This is a genomic window from Clostridium sp. AF34-10BH, assembly GCF_003478095.1.
Lineage (GTDB): Bacteria > Bacillota > Clostridia > Lachnospirales > Lachnospiraceae > Acetatifactor > Acetatifactor acetigignens.
On sequence record NZ_QUEC01000001.1, the window covers coordinates 307,193 to 323,303 of the forward strand.

At 47.0% G+C, this 16,111-nt stretch carries 13 protein-coding genes; 12 read left to right on the forward strand and 1 reads right to left on the reverse strand.

Features of this window, described 5'->3' with window-relative positions; genetic code table 11:
• Positions 1–82: 82 nt before the first annotated feature.
• From DWZ61_RS01485 to DWZ61_RS01510, 6 genes are all read left to right on the forward strand, one after another.
• A complete protein-coding gene (locus DWZ61_RS01485) occupies positions 83–1,768 on the forward strand; it encodes an ABC transporter substrate binding protein (RefSeq protein WP_117464908.1) in 1,686 nt (561 codons plus the stop codon).
• 242 nt (positions 1,769–2,010) lie between these two features.
• Entirely contained in the window at positions 2,011–4,107 is a 2,097-nt protein-coding gene (gene yidC, locus DWZ61_RS01490; RefSeq protein ID WP_118537252.1) for a membrane protein insertase YidC, read from the forward strand.
• A 41-nt stretch (positions 4,108–4,148) separates the two neighbouring features.
• On the forward strand, positions 4,149–4,430 hold the full coding sequence (locus DWZ61_RS01495) for a hypothetical protein (protein ID WP_022313335.1): 282 nt from the start codon (positions 4,149–4,151) through the stop codon (positions 4,428–4,430).
• A gap of 6 nt (positions 4,431–4,436) precedes the next feature.
• The gene (locus tag DWZ61_RS01500; RefSeq protein ID WP_118537193.1) at positions 4,437–6,101 is read left to right on the forward strand and encodes a sulfatase-like hydrolase/transferase; all 1,665 of its coding nucleotides are present in this window, start codon (positions 4,437–4,439) and stop codon (positions 6,099–6,101) included.
• A 34-nt stretch (positions 6,102–6,135) separates the two neighbouring features.
• Entirely contained in the window at positions 6,136–7,818 is a 1,683-nt protein-coding gene (locus DWZ61_RS01505) for a sulfatase-like hydrolase/transferase (RefSeq protein ID WP_118537194.1), read from the forward strand.
• A 34-nt stretch (positions 7,819–7,852) separates the two neighbouring features.
• Positions 7,853–9,535 (forward strand): sulfatase-like hydrolase/transferase, encoded by a 1,683-nt coding sequence (locus DWZ61_RS01510; protein ID WP_118537195.1) that lies wholly within the window; start codon positions 7,853–7,855, stop codon positions 9,533–9,535.
• On the opposite strand, the gene lepB is transcribed toward DWZ61_RS01510, so the two are convergent.
• Positions 9,510–10,007, reverse strand: a complete 498-nt coding sequence (lepB, locus tag DWZ61_RS01515) for a signal peptidase I (RefSeq protein ID WP_118503275.1) — start codon at positions 10,005–10,007, stop codon at positions 9,510–9,512. The two genes, DWZ61_RS01510 and lepB, sit on opposite strands and share 26 nt — an antisense overlap.
• 122 nt (positions 10,008–10,129) lie before the next feature.
• Between lepB and DWZ61_RS01520 the strand changes: the two genes are divergently transcribed.
• The 6 genes from DWZ61_RS01520 to DWZ61_RS01545 all read left to right on the forward strand — a co-directional run bounded on the left by DWZ61_RS01520 (position 10,130) and on the right by DWZ61_RS01545 (position 15,989).
• Positions 10,130–10,750 carry an NAD(P)H-dependent oxidoreductase gene (locus tag DWZ61_RS01520; protein ID WP_022313339.1) on the forward strand — a complete coding sequence of 207 codons (621 nt, stop codon included), beginning with the start codon at positions 10,130–10,132 and terminating at the stop codon, positions 10,748–10,750.
• A gap of 15 nt (positions 10,751–10,765) precedes the next feature.
• Entirely contained in the window at positions 10,766–11,311 is a 546-nt protein-coding gene (locus DWZ61_RS01525) for an RNase H family protein (protein ID WP_022313340.1), read from the forward strand.
• A 69-nt stretch (positions 11,312–11,380) separates the two neighbouring features.
• On the forward strand, positions 11,381–12,094 hold the full coding sequence (locus DWZ61_RS01530; protein WP_118503277.1) for a pseudouridine synthase: 714 nt from the start codon (positions 11,381–11,383) through the stop codon (positions 12,092–12,094).
• A gap of 23 nt (positions 12,095–12,117) precedes the next feature.
• On the forward strand, positions 12,118–14,091 hold the full coding sequence (gene ligA / locus DWZ61_RS01535; RefSeq protein ID WP_118503279.1) for an NAD-dependent DNA ligase LigA: 1,974 nt from the start codon (positions 12,118–12,120) through the stop codon (positions 14,089–14,091).
• A gap of 26 nt (positions 14,092–14,117) precedes the next feature.
• Positions 14,118–15,035 carry a homoserine O-succinyltransferase gene (gene metA, locus DWZ61_RS01540; protein WP_117464916.1) on the forward strand — a complete coding sequence of 306 codons (918 nt, stop codon included), beginning with the start codon at positions 14,118–14,120 and terminating at the stop codon, positions 15,033–15,035.
• Positions 15,036–15,092: 57 nt separating this feature from the next.
• Positions 15,093–15,989 carry a sugar phosphate nucleotidyltransferase gene (locus DWZ61_RS01545; RefSeq protein ID WP_022313344.1) on the forward strand — a complete coding sequence of 299 codons (897 nt, stop codon included), beginning with the start codon at positions 15,093–15,095 and terminating at the stop codon, positions 15,987–15,989.
• The last annotated feature ends 122 nt before the right edge of the window (positions 15,990–16,111 follow it).

The following is a 16,111-nucleotide window of genomic DNA, read 5'->3' on the forward strand; positions in this document are numbered from 1 at the left end:
GTAATGTAATTCCTCATATCGTGGTATTGGGTTCAGACTTTTGACCCCGGTAGCATACCTGTTGGAATTAGGGGGAAGGAATATGAGAAAGTGGAAAGCATGGCTGTTTGCGCTGGCTGTTCTCATAGGCATTGGGACTATTGGGACGGTGTCAGTAACGGCAGAAGCACAGAATCTGAATCAGGGAAAGCGGGTATTGTTTATCAGCTCGTATTCTTATGGCTGGGACACAGTCCAGACGCAGATCGAAGGAATCAAGGCGGGGGTGGACGAGAATACCACTATCGACTATGAATTTATGGACACGAAGCGTTTTCGGACAGATGAGTGGCTGAATATGTTTCATGATATGCTGAAATACCATCTGGAGAATACGGATCCCTATGATGTGGTGATCGTGGGAGATGATGCGGCGCTGCAGTTTGCCATGGAATACCGGGAAGAACTGTTCCCGGAGATACCGGTTGTCTTCGAAGGTGTGAACGATGAAGAATATGCCATGAAAGCGGCAGAGAATCCTCTTGTGACGGGAATTATTGAAAAACTGTCCGTAGAGAAGAACATAGACATGGCGCTGAAGGTGAATCCGACAGCCGATAAAGTAGTGGCGATACTGGATGATTCAGTGACCGCAGATGCAGAACGGAAGAATTTTTACAACTCAGCGGAAAACTATCCGGAGCTGGAATTTTCTGAGATCAATGCTGCGGAACTGGAAACAGCCAGATTGCAGCAGGCTATCAGTAAGGTGGATGATAAGACGATACTGATCTATATCGTTATGTCTAAGGACGGCAGTGGCAAACAATATACCAGTGACCAGGCGCTGTGTATGATTGTGGATTATGCCAAAGTACCGGTTTACCGCATGGTGGAGGCCGGAATCGGTGACGGACTGCTGGGCGGTAATGTGGTATCCATGTATAAGTCCGGAGAGATCGCAGCACAGATGGCCATGGATATCGCAAATGGTACCGACAGTGCAGAGATCAATGTGGTAAAGGACAGTCCCAACATTTATTGTGTAGATGAAGACGTCATGCGGAAGTTCGGGCTGGAGGCATCACAGTTTCCCAAAGATACCGAATTTGTAAATCATCGGGAGAATTTTTTTGTCAGGAACCGAGAGGCTTTGATACCGGCACTTATACTTATCACTGCACTCAATGTTATTATCTGCTGGGTGTGCTTCGATAATTACCGCAGACGAAAGCTGCTGCAGGAACTGGAGCAGGCACGTGCAATTATGGAGGCGGCAGCACAGCATGACTTCCTGACGGGACTTCCGAACCGCAGCAAATTCATGAAGGATCTGGAGCAGATGATCGATGCGAAGGTTCCCTGTACCGTCATGATGCTGGATATTGATAATTTCAAGAAGATCAACGACACTTACGGACATACGGCAGGAGACGAAGCGCTGCAGCAGGTGGCAAACCGCCTGAAAGAGATGCAGTCCCAGATACTGACATCATACCGTTTCGCCGGAGATGAATTTATTCTGATCCTGCGCAGCAGCCAGAATATGCTGGTGGAGAAGACAGCGTACCAGTGCAGACAGGTATTCACAAAGGATGTGGTGCTCTGCGGTACGAAGCGGAAGATCGGCGGCAGCATTGGTATTGCAAGTTATCCTAAGGATACGGATAATCTGGAACAGCTGATCGTGTGTGCGGATGATGCCATGTATCAGGTGAAGAAGAACGGCAAGAATGATTTTGCATTCTATAAAAAGCCAGAGGAAGAAACAACGGACAATACGCAATAAAACGGAAATAGAACAAAGAATACAGAAAAATAGGGAAGCAGGCAGAAATTTGCTGTTATAATAACAGAGGGTTCTGCCTGTTTTTTGAACGGAAAATTGCTTTCCATGTTGAAAAAACATACGATTATGTTATAATTAGTACTATTGACTAAAAGGAGAACAGTGTGAAAATAAATTTCACACGCAAATTTGTGCCTGCGGCCCAAACTTTGCAGATTTTGAGAAAGGCATGGTTAATTAAAATGCGAATACTATCAGAAGCACTGGGATATGTAATGTACTTTTGCTATTATCTGGTGCATAATTATGGATTGGCAATCATTCTGTTCACTTTGATCAGCAAGATTGTACTGCTGCCGGTATCCGTCTGGGTACAGAAGAATTCCATTAAAATGGTAAAGATGCAGCCTGAGATCAACCGGATCAAGGCAAAACATTTCGGGGATGCAGACCGGATCGCGGACGAACAGTCCAAGATCTTCAAGAGAGAGAAGTACAATCCGCTGGCATCCCTGATTCCGCTGGCAGTTCAGATTATTCTGCTGATGGGACTGGTAGAGGTTATCTATCACCCGCTGGATTATCTGCTTCATCTGCCACAGGATGTGATCACGGCATTCAATGGCCTGGCTGTCAGCCTGGCCGGAGCAAATCCGGAGAGCTCCTCTATTCAGTTGGCAGTAGTGGAGATGATCAAGAGTGGTAATTATGCAGAACAGTTCGCAGCATTGCAGTCAGGACTGGCAGGTGTGGACATTGCGTCTGTATTACAGCAGGTGCAGGGAATTTCCCTGAACTTCTGCGGCATGAATTTAAGTTGGGTACCTTCCGAAGTGGGGGGCATTGATATCATCGTTCCCATTGCAGCCGGTATTTCCGCATGGCTGTTGTGTGTGGCACAGAATGCAGCCAATGTCATTCAGGCAGAGCAGTCCAAGCTGAACAAATACGGTATGATGGCATTTTCGGTAGGCCTGTCCCTGTATCTGGGCTGGTTTGTTCCGGCAGGTGTGGCTTTGTACTGGATCGCCAGCAACCTGTTCGCAATTTTACAGCAGTATCTGCTGAACTGGGCCATCAATCCCAAGGATTATGTGGATTATGAGGAACTGGAGGCCAGCAAACAGGAACTGGAGGAATTGCAGTCCATTGGTGGCAAGAAGAAACTCTTCGAGAAAAATCCCTATGCCAAGAGAGAGAAGAAAGATTTCAAACGTTTCTTCTCTGTAGTGAACAAGCATCTGGTATTTTATTCCGAGAGCAGTGGCTTCTATAAATATTATCAGGGCATTATCGAATGGCTCCTGGCACATACCAATCTGACTATCCACTATATCACCAGTGATCCGGAAGATCAGATCTTTGCACTGGCGGAAAAAGAAGACAAGATCCGGGCGTATTATATCGGAGAAAAACGTCTGATCACACTGATGATGAAGATGGATGCAGACGTAGTGGTCATGACTATGCCGGATATTGAGAACTTCCATATTAAGCGAAGCTATATAAGGAAGGATATTGAATATATCTATATTCCTCACTGTATGGACAGTCTGAATATGACCATGCGTACCGGTTCCATGGATCACTACGATACCGTATACTGCGTCGGTAAGCATCATACTGAGGAAATCCGCAAGACAGAGGAAGCTTACGGTCTGCCGCCCAAGAAACTGATCGACTGGGGCTACTGCCTGCTGGATCGTATGATCGAAGATTACAGGAAAGCGGATAAGACGCCTCATGAGAAAAAGCATATTCTGATCGCGCCTTCCTGGCAGAAGGACAATATCGTGGACAGCTGTCTGGAAGGCATGCTGGATGATCTGGCAGGTAAGGGTTATGAAGTGGTAGTACGTCCTCATCCTCAACAGGTGCGTCTGCAGCAGGATAAGATGGATCGCCTGAAAGAGCGTTATGCCAAGAACCCGGATATTGACATTCAGACAGACTTCTCATCCAACAGCACGGTATTCGAGGCGGATCTGCTGGTGACTGACTGGTCCGGTATCGCGTATGAATATGCCTTTACGACCAAGAAGCCGGTTCTGTTCGTGGATACTCCCATGAAGGTCATGAATCCGGAATACCAGAAGATCGACACCATACCTATCAATATCTGGATGAGGGATGTCATCGGAGACCGTCTGGATCCTGCAAAGACAGAGGAGACCGAAAGCAAGGTCAGAAATCTGCTGGAGCAGAAGGATGCTTACCATGACAGAATCGAAAAGTTCGTGGAAGAATATGTATACAATCTGGGCAACAGTGCCGAAGTAGGTGCAAAGTACATTGTACAGGCAGTCCAGGAACAGATCAAAAAAGCAAAAGAACAATAAAAATCTGAAATACAAAAAGAGTAAAAGAAAGAGGTAAAAACATGAAAAAATTAAGCAAGATCGCACAGGTAACATTTTTTGCAGCAGCATTCGCAGTACTGTTTTCCGGAACTGCAGATGCATATATTGACCCTTCTGTTATGAACTATGCTATTCAGGCAGTAGCCGGTGTAGTCATCGCCGTAGGCGCTGCAGCCGGTATCTACTGGAGAAAGGCCAAGAAGAAGATCGACAAGAGTCTGGGAATCGATGAGAACAGAAACAAAGAAGTAGAATCCGATGACATTATGCTGGATCAGGCAGAGGACAAGCAGGAGAAGTAATCTGACATGAAAAAGCGGGATAAAAAGCAACTGCTGCCGGGAATCGTGGTGGCGGCTGCCATCAGTTTCCTGGTGTTTTTATATGCACCGGTAGATTTGTATTGTAGTAATATATCCGAGTTCTGGTTTGATTTCGGAATTCTGATCAGGGCATCACTGGGCCTGTTTTTGATCAGCACCGTTGTGCTGCTTCTGATCTATATTGTCTTGTGGCTGATCCATCCGGTGCTGTACCGTATCGGACTGGCAGGTGGATTCTTAGGGCTGATCTGTACCTATATTCAGGGAAATTTTCTGATCAGGAATCTGCCGCCCCTGGATGGAACGACGATTCGATGGGAAGAATATGCATCTCTGAGGACAGAGGATTTTATTCTCTGGGGCATCGGCTTTGTTGTTGTAGTGCTCATGTATATTTTCCTGAAAAAAGATCTTTTGTCCAAAACGGTAATGTATTTAAGCGGTGGACTGACATTGATGCTGCTGATCACAGCAGTCAGTTTTGTATTTACCAGTGGTGCACTGCAGGAAAAAGTACATTATCAATATGGTGCGGACGAACAGTTTGTGATGTCTGAAGACCAGAACTTCGTGATCCTTCTGCTGGATACGGTGGATTCCAGAACGATCACGGAACTGTTGGACGAGCATCCGGAATACAGTGAGGTATTTCGTGATTTCACCTATTTTGAAAATACGGTAGGAGCATACTCCTGCACAGAGAGATCCGTTCCCTATATTCTGTCAGGAGACTGGTATGAAAATGATGAACCCTTTGATGATTACGGCAAGAGGGTGTACCAGGAGTCCCCACTGTTTCAGACATTGCAGGAACGTGGCTACAATATGGAACTCTGTGATTCTGAATTGTATATGGATACCGAACTGATGCATATGTTCAGCAACATTCACGTAGTGGATTTCGAACTGAGTTCTTATACGAAATTTGCGAAACCACTGTTGAAGCTGATCGGTTTCCGGTATGCGCCTTTTGAACTGAAGAAAATGTGTACATTTAAAAAGGCTGCATTCGCAGAACTGCTCCAGGTAGAGAATACACCTGAGGAAACCAGCTGCAGTGAATCGGATCATGTATTTAAGAGTCAGCTGGATCTGCAGGGAATTACCGTGGAAGATTCCTCCAAAAAATTCAAATTTATTCATCTGAACGGAGCACATGTTCCTTATATCTATGATAAGGATATGAATATCATCAATGAACTGGACGGCACCTATGAACAGAGCGCACAGGCCACGATGGTCGGTGCAATGGATTATGTCGAACATCTGCGCAACAGTGAAGCCTACGACAATACAGTCCTCATTGTGATGTCGGATCATGGCTATAACGGAAGCCTGGGACAAAGCGGAGAGGCTACCTGGATGCGTCAGTGTGCATTACTTCTGATCAAGGGAAGAAATGAGCATCATGATACCATGCAGATCTCACAGGCACCCATAAGCTTTGAGGATCTCCAGGAGGCATATGTGCGTCTGCTGGACGGCAGGCGGAGTGATGAGGTCTTTGACTGGAAGGAAGGCGATGCAAGAGAACGCCGGTTCTTACGGTATTCTTTCCTGGATGACGATCATATGCAGGAGTATATACAGACGGGGTATGCTTCTGATATGGATACCATGATTCCTACCGGAAGAGAGTATAATCGTTAGAAAGAAATGCAACAATGTGACAGGGAGAATAAGTGTGAGTAAAAATACTGTGAGAAAAAAGATAACAGGCAGACAGCTGATGCCGGGGATTTTCATATCCCTGGCTATCAGCTTTTTGTTGTTTTTATATGCACCTGTCGATCTGTACTGCGCGAATGTTTCGGAATTCTGGTTTGATTTTTCCACGTTATTGATCACTGCACTGGGGATGTTCGCTGCCTGTTTTGCTGTACTGATGGTGTTATATCTGATTGCCATGCTGATTCATCAGTATGTGTACCGGATCGCACTGGCTGGAGGGCTGACACTTTTTATCTGTACCTATATCCAGGGCAATTTTATGATCGACAAGCTGCCTCCGCTGGATGGAACGACCATCAAATGGGAGAATTATACGATACTGCGGACAGAAGATCTGATCCTCTGGAGTGTTGCTTTGCTGATCGTCGTTCTTATGTACGTTTTTCTGAAAAAAGATCTGTTTTCCAGAACCGTAATGTATCTGAGCGGTGGACTTACCCTGATGCTGTTGATCACGGCAGTCAGCGTAGTATTTACCAGCGGGGCATTGCAGGAGAGAGCGCGTTATCAGCTTGGCGGAGATAACGAATTCGTAATGTCTGATGAACAGAATTTTATAATTCTGGTATTGGATACCGTGGACTCCAGAACTTTTGCAGAATTGCTGGAGACACATCCGGAATATGCAGCTGAGTTTCAGGATTTTACTTATTTTGAAAATACCGTAGGGGCGTATTCCTGTACCGAGAGAGCCGTACCCTATATTTTGTCAGGGGAATGGTACGAGAATGATGAACCGTTTGAAGATTATATGCGCCGGATGTACCGAGAATCTCCACTGTTCCGGACATTACAGGAACGGGGATACCGGATGGAGTTTTATGATGAAGAACTTTATCTGGATGACGAGATAGCCCAGATGTTCAGCAATGTATACCGGGTGGATTTTGAACTGAGTTCCTATGTCAGATTTGCAAAACCTTTGTTGAAACTGGTGGGATTCCGATATGCCCCTTTTGAACTGAAGAAGAAATGTATTTTCAAGATGGCGGCTATCGATGAACTGGTCAAAGTGGAAAATGCACAAGAAAAATACAGTTTCAGCCAGCAAGATCATATATTTAAGAGTCAACTGGACCAAAGAGGGATCAGTGAACAGGATACACAGGCAAAATTCCAGTTTATTCATTTGAATGGAGCCCATGTCCCCTTCATCTATGATGAAAATATGAATATTATTGATGAAGAGGAAGGAACTTATGAACAGACGATGCTGGCGGTGCTCTCCGGGGCTGGGAACTATGTGGAGAAGCTGCGCGGAAGTGGAGCTTATGACAATACGGTGCTGATCATTATGGCGGATCACGGATACAACGGAAGCCTAGATGAGAGCGGAGAGGAAGCCTGGATGCGTCAGTGTCCGCTGCTGTTGATAAAAGGCATGGGGGAAACCCATGATACCATGCAGATCTCACAGGCACCCATAAGCTTTGAAGATCTGCAGGAAGCATATACACGTCTGTTGGACGGAAAGCAGAGCACGGCCGCCTTCGACTGGAAGGAAGGCGATGTAAGGGAGCGCCGGTTCTTAAAATATTCTTTTCTGGATGAGGATCACATGCAGGAATATGTGCAGACGGGATATGCGTTTGACAGGAATACCATGAAGGCTACCGGAAGAGAGTATAATCGTTAGAAAGAAATGCAACAATGTGACAGGGAGAATAAGTGTGAGTAAAAATACTGTGAGAAAAAAGATAACAGGCAGACAGCTGATGCCGGGGATTTTCATATCCCTGGCCATCAGTTTCCTGCTGTTTCTGTATGCTCCGATCGATCTGTACTGTGCGAATACAGCGGAATTCTGGTTTGATTTTTCCACGTTATTGATCACTGCACTGGGGATGTTTGCAGCCTGTTTCGCCGTACTGGCGGTGTTGTATCTGATTGCTATGCTGATTCATCCATATGTGTACCGGATCACACTGGCCGGAGGAATTGCACTTTTTATCTGCACCTATATCCAGGGGAATTTTATGATCGACAGACTGCCGCCATTGGACGGAACTTCAATCTGGTGGGGCAAATACGATATTCTCCGGAAAGATACATTGCTTCTTTGGGTAGTAGTGCTGATCGTTGTAATTGCGGCAATGATCGCGCTGCGAAAGCAGAAATTTGTCCATGTGGTAATGTTCATCAGCGGATGCATGACCCTGATGCTTCTGGTTACCGCATGCAGCACCGTGATTACTAGCGGGGCACTGCATTCCAAACTGCATCTGCATGTCAGCGTGGAAGAAGAATTCGAGATGTCTGCGGACAACAATTTTGTGATCCTTGTGTTGGATACGGCAGATTCCAGGGAGTTTACCTCACTGTTAGAGGAACATCCGGAGTACCGGGAGATCTTTGGAGATTTTACTTATTTTGAGAATACCATGGGAACTTACACTAGCACATTGAATGCTATTCCTTTTATTTTATCCGGTGAATGGTATGAGAATGAGGGATCTTTTCAGGACTATCTGGACAGAGTCTACAGAGAGGCACCGTTGTGGAAGGAACTGAAGAGCAGAAATTATCAGATCGACCTCTATGAGGATGATATCCGTGCACAGGATGCTTCCATCGTGGACAATTTTGACAATGTCTATTTTACTAAGGTCACCCCCGTTTCTTATCTGGAACTGGCAAAGCAGGAGCTGAAGCTCGTTGGATTCCGGTATGCACCGTATGATCTGAAAAGATACTGCGTGATCAAAGAAGTCTATTTTAATGAATTACGGGAATCTCATCCGGAAGGTTCGGATTCCAAGGCATTTACTGCGGATAATACGGCTTTCAAGGAGGGGCTGGCAGCCCAGGGTGTGGTGATGGATGAGACGGGAAACCGTTTCAAGTTCATCCATCTGAACGGAGCCCACGCACCTTTTATCTATGACAAGGACGCCAATGTTATCGGTGTGGAACAGGGATCTTACCGTCAGAGCATGGAAGCTTCCATTACATTGGCAGCAAATTATATTCAGGCATTGAAAGACAGTGGTGCCTATGACAACACCGCTCTGATCGTAATGGCGGATCACGGATACAACGGCATGGGAGAAAAGGAAGAGGACTTTCTGCGGCAGGCAGCGCTGCTTCTGATCAAAGGAAGAAATGAACAGCACGATACCATGCAGATTTCAGAAGCACCCATCAGCTACGAAGACCTGCAGGAGGCGTATGTCCGACTGCTGGATGGCGCGCAGAGCGACGCAGTGTTTGACTGGAAAGAGGGAGATACCAGAGAGAGACGTTTTCTGGAATACGCTCCCGGCAACGAGAAACACATGGTAGAATATCTCCAGAAAGGCCATGCACAGGATCTGACAACTATGGTGCCTACCGGAAGGGTGTTCGACCGGTAATAACTTTTCCTGCGATAGAAGCGGCGGGGATGATCCCGACTTCCGCAAAGCGGCTGTCAATGCTGTGGTTGCGGTTGTCGCCCAGAACGAAATATTCTCCGGGCTGAAGAGTTATGGGAACTGCGGCATTGCCGGCGTCTTCCATAAGAGAGAAGCCATCGGGGGTCGGTTGAGGAACATCATTGACATAGAGGATTCCCTCTGTGATCTGTACCGTATCTCCCGGCAGGGCCACAATCCGTTTGACGATATCGCGTCCCAGCGTCTCGTGGCGGATGACAACGACATCGTTATAGTCCAGACAGTCTGGCAGACCGAATTTCTGAAGGAAGACCGGCTGCCCGGAGGTGTAGGTCGGTTCCATGGAAGAACCGTTTACAAAATACAGCTGTACCACGAAATGGGACACCAGATAACAGATACAGCCGATAAGCAATACAAAAAGCAGATAAGAACGGGTGCGATGATTCATAAGGGATCCTTTCCGGTTTGTTAAAATGCTGATAAAAATATCAAAATCTATCAGATAGCATACCACATTTCGGGTGGTAATAACAGAGAAGAGAAACAATAAGAGAAAAAGAGGTAAAAGCAATGAAAGTATTACTGGTAAACGGAAGCGGACATGCGAAGGGCTGTACCTACACAGCTCTGGAGGAAGTAGCGGGAGCACTGGAGAAAAACGGTATTGAGACGGAGATCATCCAGGTGGGTACACAGCCCATCGCCGGATGTATCGGCTGCAATGCCTGTCTGAAGAACGGAAAGTGTTTCCGGGAGGATGGCGTGAATGAATTTGTGGAAAAAGCGAAGACTGCAGACGGATTTGTCTTCGGATCTCCGGTGCATTATGCATCTGCTTCCGGTATGATCACTTCCTTCCTGGACAGGGCATTTTACGGCAAGAGCGCCCTGTTCCAGGGCAAGCCCGGTGCCTGCATCGTCAGCTGCAGACGCGGTGGGGCTTCCGCAGCCTTTGACCAGTTGAACAAATATTTTACCATCAACTGTATGCCGGTGGTATCCAGCCAGTATTGGAATCAGGTACACGGCAATACTCCCGAAGAGGTAAAACAGGATCTGGAAGGCATGCAGACCATGCGTACCCTGGGTAACAATATGGCATGGCTGCTCAAATGCATTGCCGCAGGAAAAGCTGCGGGCGTGGATTTCCCGGAGAGAGAACCGGCGCAGAAGACCAACTTTATTCGATAAGGAGACAGATGAATTATGGCAGAGTGGAATGGATTGGGAAGATATCCGGAGGATGCGGATGTGAATGATCGTCCGGAAGAGGGTACCTTGCTGGCCTATGTGGACGGAAGCTATCAGGATGCACTGAAAAAATACGGTTTCGGCTGTATTTTTATTCTTCCCGATGGACGCATCTATACAGAATACGGTAATGGTGACAATCCGGACTCTCTGAAACAGCGGAATGTCTCCGGAGAGATGCTGGGAGCCATGTATGCGGTACGGTTTGCCTTAAACAGCGGCTTTACAGTCATCGAGATCCGCTACGACTATGAAGGAATCGAGAAATGGGTCACCGGTGCCTGGAAAAGTAAGAATGATCTGACGAAAAAATATGCACAGACCATGCTGGGCTGGGGACAGAAGATTCAGATCCGCTTTACCAAAGTACCGGCTCATTCGAAGGTAAAATACAACGAGCTGGCAGATGAGACCGCAAAGCTGGGTGTGGCAAACGGAAACGGTATTCCCAAAGTCAAAAGTCTCAGTGACTTCGAAGCGGCAGATGGTGTGGAAGCGTGAAAACATATACTTGCGGCCGTGTGTCTGTAGCCCGGAAGTTAAGGGCTTCGGAAAGGAATGAGGAATAGAATGCGTCTGAATAAATATCTGGCACAGTGCGGTGTATGTTCCAGAAGAGATGCGGATAAGCTGATTGAACAGGGAAAAGTACTGGTCAACGGTCAGGTGGCCGGAATGGGACAGCAGGTGGAAGAAACGGACACCGTGCAGGTGGGTAAGAAGATTCTGCAGGGAAAACAGACACAGAAGGTACTGGCATTTTACAAGCCGGTGGGAGTGACCTGCACGGAGAGAGATCCTCATGCAGAGAAAAAGATCATGGATATGATCCGCTATCCGGAACGGCTGACCTATGCGGGACGTCTGGACAAAGATTCCGAAGGCCTGATCCTGCTCACCAATGATGGAGATCTGATCAATGCCATGATGCGGGGCGCCAACCGTCATGAAAAAGAATATATCGTAAAGACAGATAGGGAAATAACACCCGATTTTTTGGAGAAAATGGCGAAAGGTATTTATCTGAAAGATCTGGACATCACTACCAGAGAATGTGAGATTGAACAGATCGGAAAATTTACCTTCCGTATCGTTTTGACTCAGGGAGTCAACAGACAGATCCGGCGGATGTGTGAAGCCTGTGGATACCGGGTAAAAGCGCTGAAAAGAATCCGGATCATGAACGTTCTGCTGGGGGATCTGAAGCCGGGAAAGTGGCGCGAGGTCACCGGAGAAGAGCTGGAACAGCTTCAAAGAGACACCGGAATGTTAAATCGCAATTAAATATATAAAGGCAGGAATACAAGATGCAGTCTTCCAAAATAGACCGGATCAAAGATCTGGTAGAACAACTGAATGCAGCTTCCGAAAGCTATTACGCCAAGGATCAGGAGATCATGAGCAACTACGAATACGACAAGCTCTATGATGAACTGGTGGAACTGGAAAAAGAGACAGGCGTTACCCTGGCCAACAGTCCTACGGTAAACGTAGGCTACGAAGCGGTGGATGAGCTTCCCAAGGAGCGCCATGAGAGTCCTATGCTGTCTCTGGGCAAGACGAAAAGCCGGGAAGAACTGCGGGACTGGCTGCAAGGCAATCCTGCAATTCTCAGCTGGAAACTGGACGGGCTGACCATTGTATTGACGTATCGTGAAGGAAAACTTGCAAAAGCGGTTACCCGTGGCAACGGCGAGATCGGTGAGGTCATTACAAATAACGCCCGTACTTTTAAGAATCTTCCGCTGAATATTTCCTATACCGGAGAACTGATCCTGCGGGGAGAAGCGGTGATCACCTACAGTGATTTTGAGAAGATCAACGGGGAGATCGCAGATGCAGAGGCAAAATACAAGAATCCCCGAAATCTGTGCAGCGGCTCTGTGAGGCAGCTCAACAATGAGATCACGGCCAGACGGAATGTCCGCTTTTTTGCTTTTACGCTGGTAAAGGCGGATGGCGTGGATTTTCATGATTCCAAGGAATCCCAGTTTGCTTTTTTGCAGGAGCAGGGCTTTGCAGTGGTGGAACATGTGGCAGTAACGGAAGAGAACATTTTATCTGCCATTGAAGATTTTGAACACAAGATCGAGCACTACGATATTCCTTCCGACGGTCTGGTACTTACTTATGAAAGTATCAGCTACGGACAGTCCCTGGGCAGAACCGCGAAGTTCCCCAGAGATTCCATTGCTTTCAAATGGGCGGATGAACTGCGGGAGACTACATTAAAAGAGGTCGAGTGGAGCGCCAGCCGTACCGGTCTGATCAATCCGGTAGCTATTTTTGAGCCGGTGGAACTGGAAGGCACAACGGTGAGCCGCGCTTCCGTGCATAATATCAGTATCATGAGATCCCTCAGACTGGGAATCGGAGACCATATCACGGTCTATAAGGCCAACATGATCATTCCCCAGATCGCTGAGAATCTGACAGGCAGTGATAATGTGGAGATTCCAAAGGTGTGTCCGGTGTGCGGACAGCCCACGGAGATCCGACAGATGAATGAGGTACAGTCTCTGTACTGCACCAATGAGAAATGCCCGGCCAAGGAGATCAAATCCTACACTCTGTTCGTCAGCAGAGATGCGCTGAATATTGACGGACTCTCCGAGGCAACATTGGAGAAGCTGATCGATCAGGGCTTTATCCATGAATATGCGGATCTGTTCCGGCTGGACCGTTACAAGGAGGTCATTACCGGAATGGAAGGATTCGGAGAAAAATCCTATCAGAATATGATGGACAGTATCGAGACTGCAAGACATACCACACTGCCCCGGTTGATCTACGGACTGGGGATCGCAGGAATCGGCGTGGCCAATGCCAAGGTGCTGTGCCGGTATTTTGATTACGATCTGGAACGAATGCAGGCAGCGGACGAAGAAACATTGAGTGCCATTCCCGGTGTGGGAGAGGTGCTGGCATCTACATTTACGGATTATATGCGGGATGCGGAAAATCTGGAGAAAATAGCTCATCTGAAGGAAATCCTGACGATAGAGACACCACAGATCGATGAGAGTGCACAGACACTGGCAGGAATGTCCTTCGTGGTGACGGGAAGCCTGAACCATTATGCCAGCCGGAATGATCTGAAAGAGGTCATTGAGGAAAAAGGCGGCAAGGTGACCGGAAGTGTCACCGGCAAGACCACCTGCCTGATCAACAATGATATTACATCTACATCATCGAAAAATAAAAAAGCAAAAGAATTACAGGTTCCCATTCTGACAGAAGAGGAATTTCTGAGAACCTATAATATTCCTTACGAGGAATAAGCAAGAAAGACCCGGAGGAAAATAAAATGCCTATCAAAACACAAAATGATCTGCCTGCCAAAGAGATACTGGAAAATGAAAATATATTCGTCATGGACGAATTTCGTGCGGTACATCAGGACATGCGTCCCCTGCAGGTACTGATCCTGAACAATATGCCGGTAAAGCAGGATACGGAGCTGCAGCTGCTGCGGGCGTTGTCCAATACACCGCTGCAGGTGGATGTCACTTTCATGAACACCAAGACCCATGTGTCACTGAATACCCCGGCCAGCCATCTGAACAAATTTTACACTACCTTTGATGAGATCAGGGATCGTAAATTCGATGGACTGATCGTTACCGGAGCACCGGTGGAGGATATTACCTTCGAGGAAGTGGATTACTGGGAGGAGACCTGTCAGATCCTGGACTGGGCGGAGACCCATGTGACCTCCACCTTACATATCTGCTGGGCGGCACAGGCCGGATTTTATCATTATTACGGAATCAACAAGAGACAATTGTCCCAGAAGCTGTTCGGCGTCTATGCGCATAAGGTATCCAACCGGAAAGTTCCGTTGGTCCGGGGATTTGATGATATTTTCATGGCTCCGCACAGCCGTCATACCGAGACTCCGTCGGAGGCCATTCATGCCTGTAAGGATCTGACGATCCTGGCGGAATCGGAGAAGGCCGGCGTATTCCTGGCAATGGCGGAAGAGGGCAAAAAGATTTTTGTAGCGGGCCATCCGGAATATGACCGTTATACACTGAACAACGAATATCATAGAGATCTGGACAAGGGACTGCCCATTCAGATCCCCTATAATTATTACCCGGACGATGACCCGGAGCAGAGACCTCTGTTACAGTGGAGATCTCATTGTAACAACCTTTACAGCAACTGGCTCAATTATTATGTATACCAGACAACACCATATGACTTAACGGAAATTCGATAATTTCGATAGAAACAGGACGATGGTCATGGAGAATGGAAAAAAGAAAGGAAGCAGAAGATGAATCAGACACTGACAAGAAAACAATTTGATATTTTATCGATACTGGCAGAGGAAAAAGGTACTTTATCCCAGAGACAGCTGGGAGAAAAGAGCGGACACTCTCTGGGAACGGTCAACCGTGTCATGCAGGAACTGACCGAATTACAGTATGTGACAGAGGGAGAGATCACAGGTGCCGGAATCTCCGCACTGGAGCCTTACCGTGCAAAACGCGCCATCTTCATTGCAGCCGGATTCGGCAGCCGGCTGGTGCCCATTACCTTTAACACCCCGAAACCACTGGTACGTGTGCATGGACAGCGTATTATTGACGGACTGATCGATGCCTGTCTGGATGCCGGGATTAATGAAATCTATATTGTCCGGGGGTATCTGGCAGAGCAGTTTGATCAGCTGCTGTACAAATATCCCATGATCAGATTCCTGGAAAATCCGGTTTACAATGAAGCTAACAATATTTCCTCCGCCATGGTGGCCAGATACATGCTTTCCAATGCCTATGTCTTCGAGGCGGATCTGTTGATCTCCAATCCGAAGATCATTACCAAGTATCATTACACCTCTGATTTCCTGGCTATTAAAAAGGACAGAACCGATGACTGGTGCTTCATAGTGAAGGACGGCGTCATCGTAGAGGAGAAGGTCGGCGGACTGGATTGCTGGCAGATGGTGGGAATCTCTTACTGGAACGAAGAGGATGGACACAAGCTGTCAGACGATATCAAGATGACCTATGAGCAACCCGGCGGAAAAGAGCGCTACTGGGAGCAGGTGCCTCTGGTATTCTGCAAGAAGCATTATAAGGTAGAAGTACGTGAATGCCAGGAAAATGACATTATCGAGATCGATACTTTCCGGGAACTGAAAGCCATCGACAAGACGTATGATGTTTAAGGAAAAATAAGTATTGCTATTTTGTGCGAATGGTATTATGATATGTTCATATTTAACACAAAGTGTCTGCAAATGGAACGCAGACATTTTGTGTACTTATTTTAGCCGAAAACCTATGAAAA

Excerpts from the sequence above, each read along its gene's own strand:
- DWZ61_RS01485 (WP_117464908.1), top strand. The coding sequence starts at position 83 with ATGAGAAAGTGGAAAGCATGGCTGTTTGCGCTGGCTGTTCTCATAGGC.
- yidC (WP_118537252.1), top strand. The coding sequence starts at position 2,011 with ATGCGAATACTATCAGAAGCACTGGGATATGTAATGTACTTTTGCTAT.
- DWZ61_RS01495 (WP_022313335.1), top strand. The coding sequence starts at position 4,149 with ATGAAAAAATTAAGCAAGATCGCACAGGTAACATTTTTTGCAGCAGCA.
- DWZ61_RS01500 (WP_118537193.1), top strand. The coding sequence starts at position 4,437 with ATGAAAAAGCGGGATAAAAAGCAACTGCTGCCGGGAATCGTGGTGGCG.
- lepB (WP_118503275.1), bottom strand. The coding sequence starts at position 10,007 with ATGAATCATCGCACCCGTTCTTATCTGCTTTTTGTATTGCTTATCGGC.
- DWZ61_RS01520 (WP_022313339.1), top strand. The coding sequence starts at position 10,130 with ATGAAAGTATTACTGGTAAACGGAAGCGGACATGCGAAGGGCTGTACC.
- DWZ61_RS01525 (WP_022313340.1), top strand. The coding sequence starts at position 10,766 with ATGGCAGAGTGGAATGGATTGGGAAGATATCCGGAGGATGCGGATGTG.
- DWZ61_RS01530 (WP_118503277.1), top strand. The coding sequence starts at position 11,381 with ATGCGTCTGAATAAATATCTGGCACAGTGCGGTGTATGTTCCAGAAGA.
- ligA (WP_118503279.1), top strand. The coding sequence starts at position 12,118 with ATGCAGTCTTCCAAAATAGACCGGATCAAAGATCTGGTAGAACAACTG.
- metA (WP_117464916.1), top strand. The coding sequence starts at position 14,118 with ATGCCTATCAAAACACAAAATGATCTGCCTGCCAAAGAGATACTGGAA.
- DWZ61_RS01545 (WP_022313344.1), top strand. The coding sequence starts at position 15,093 with ATGAATCAGACACTGACAAGAAAACAATTTGATATTTTATCGATACTG.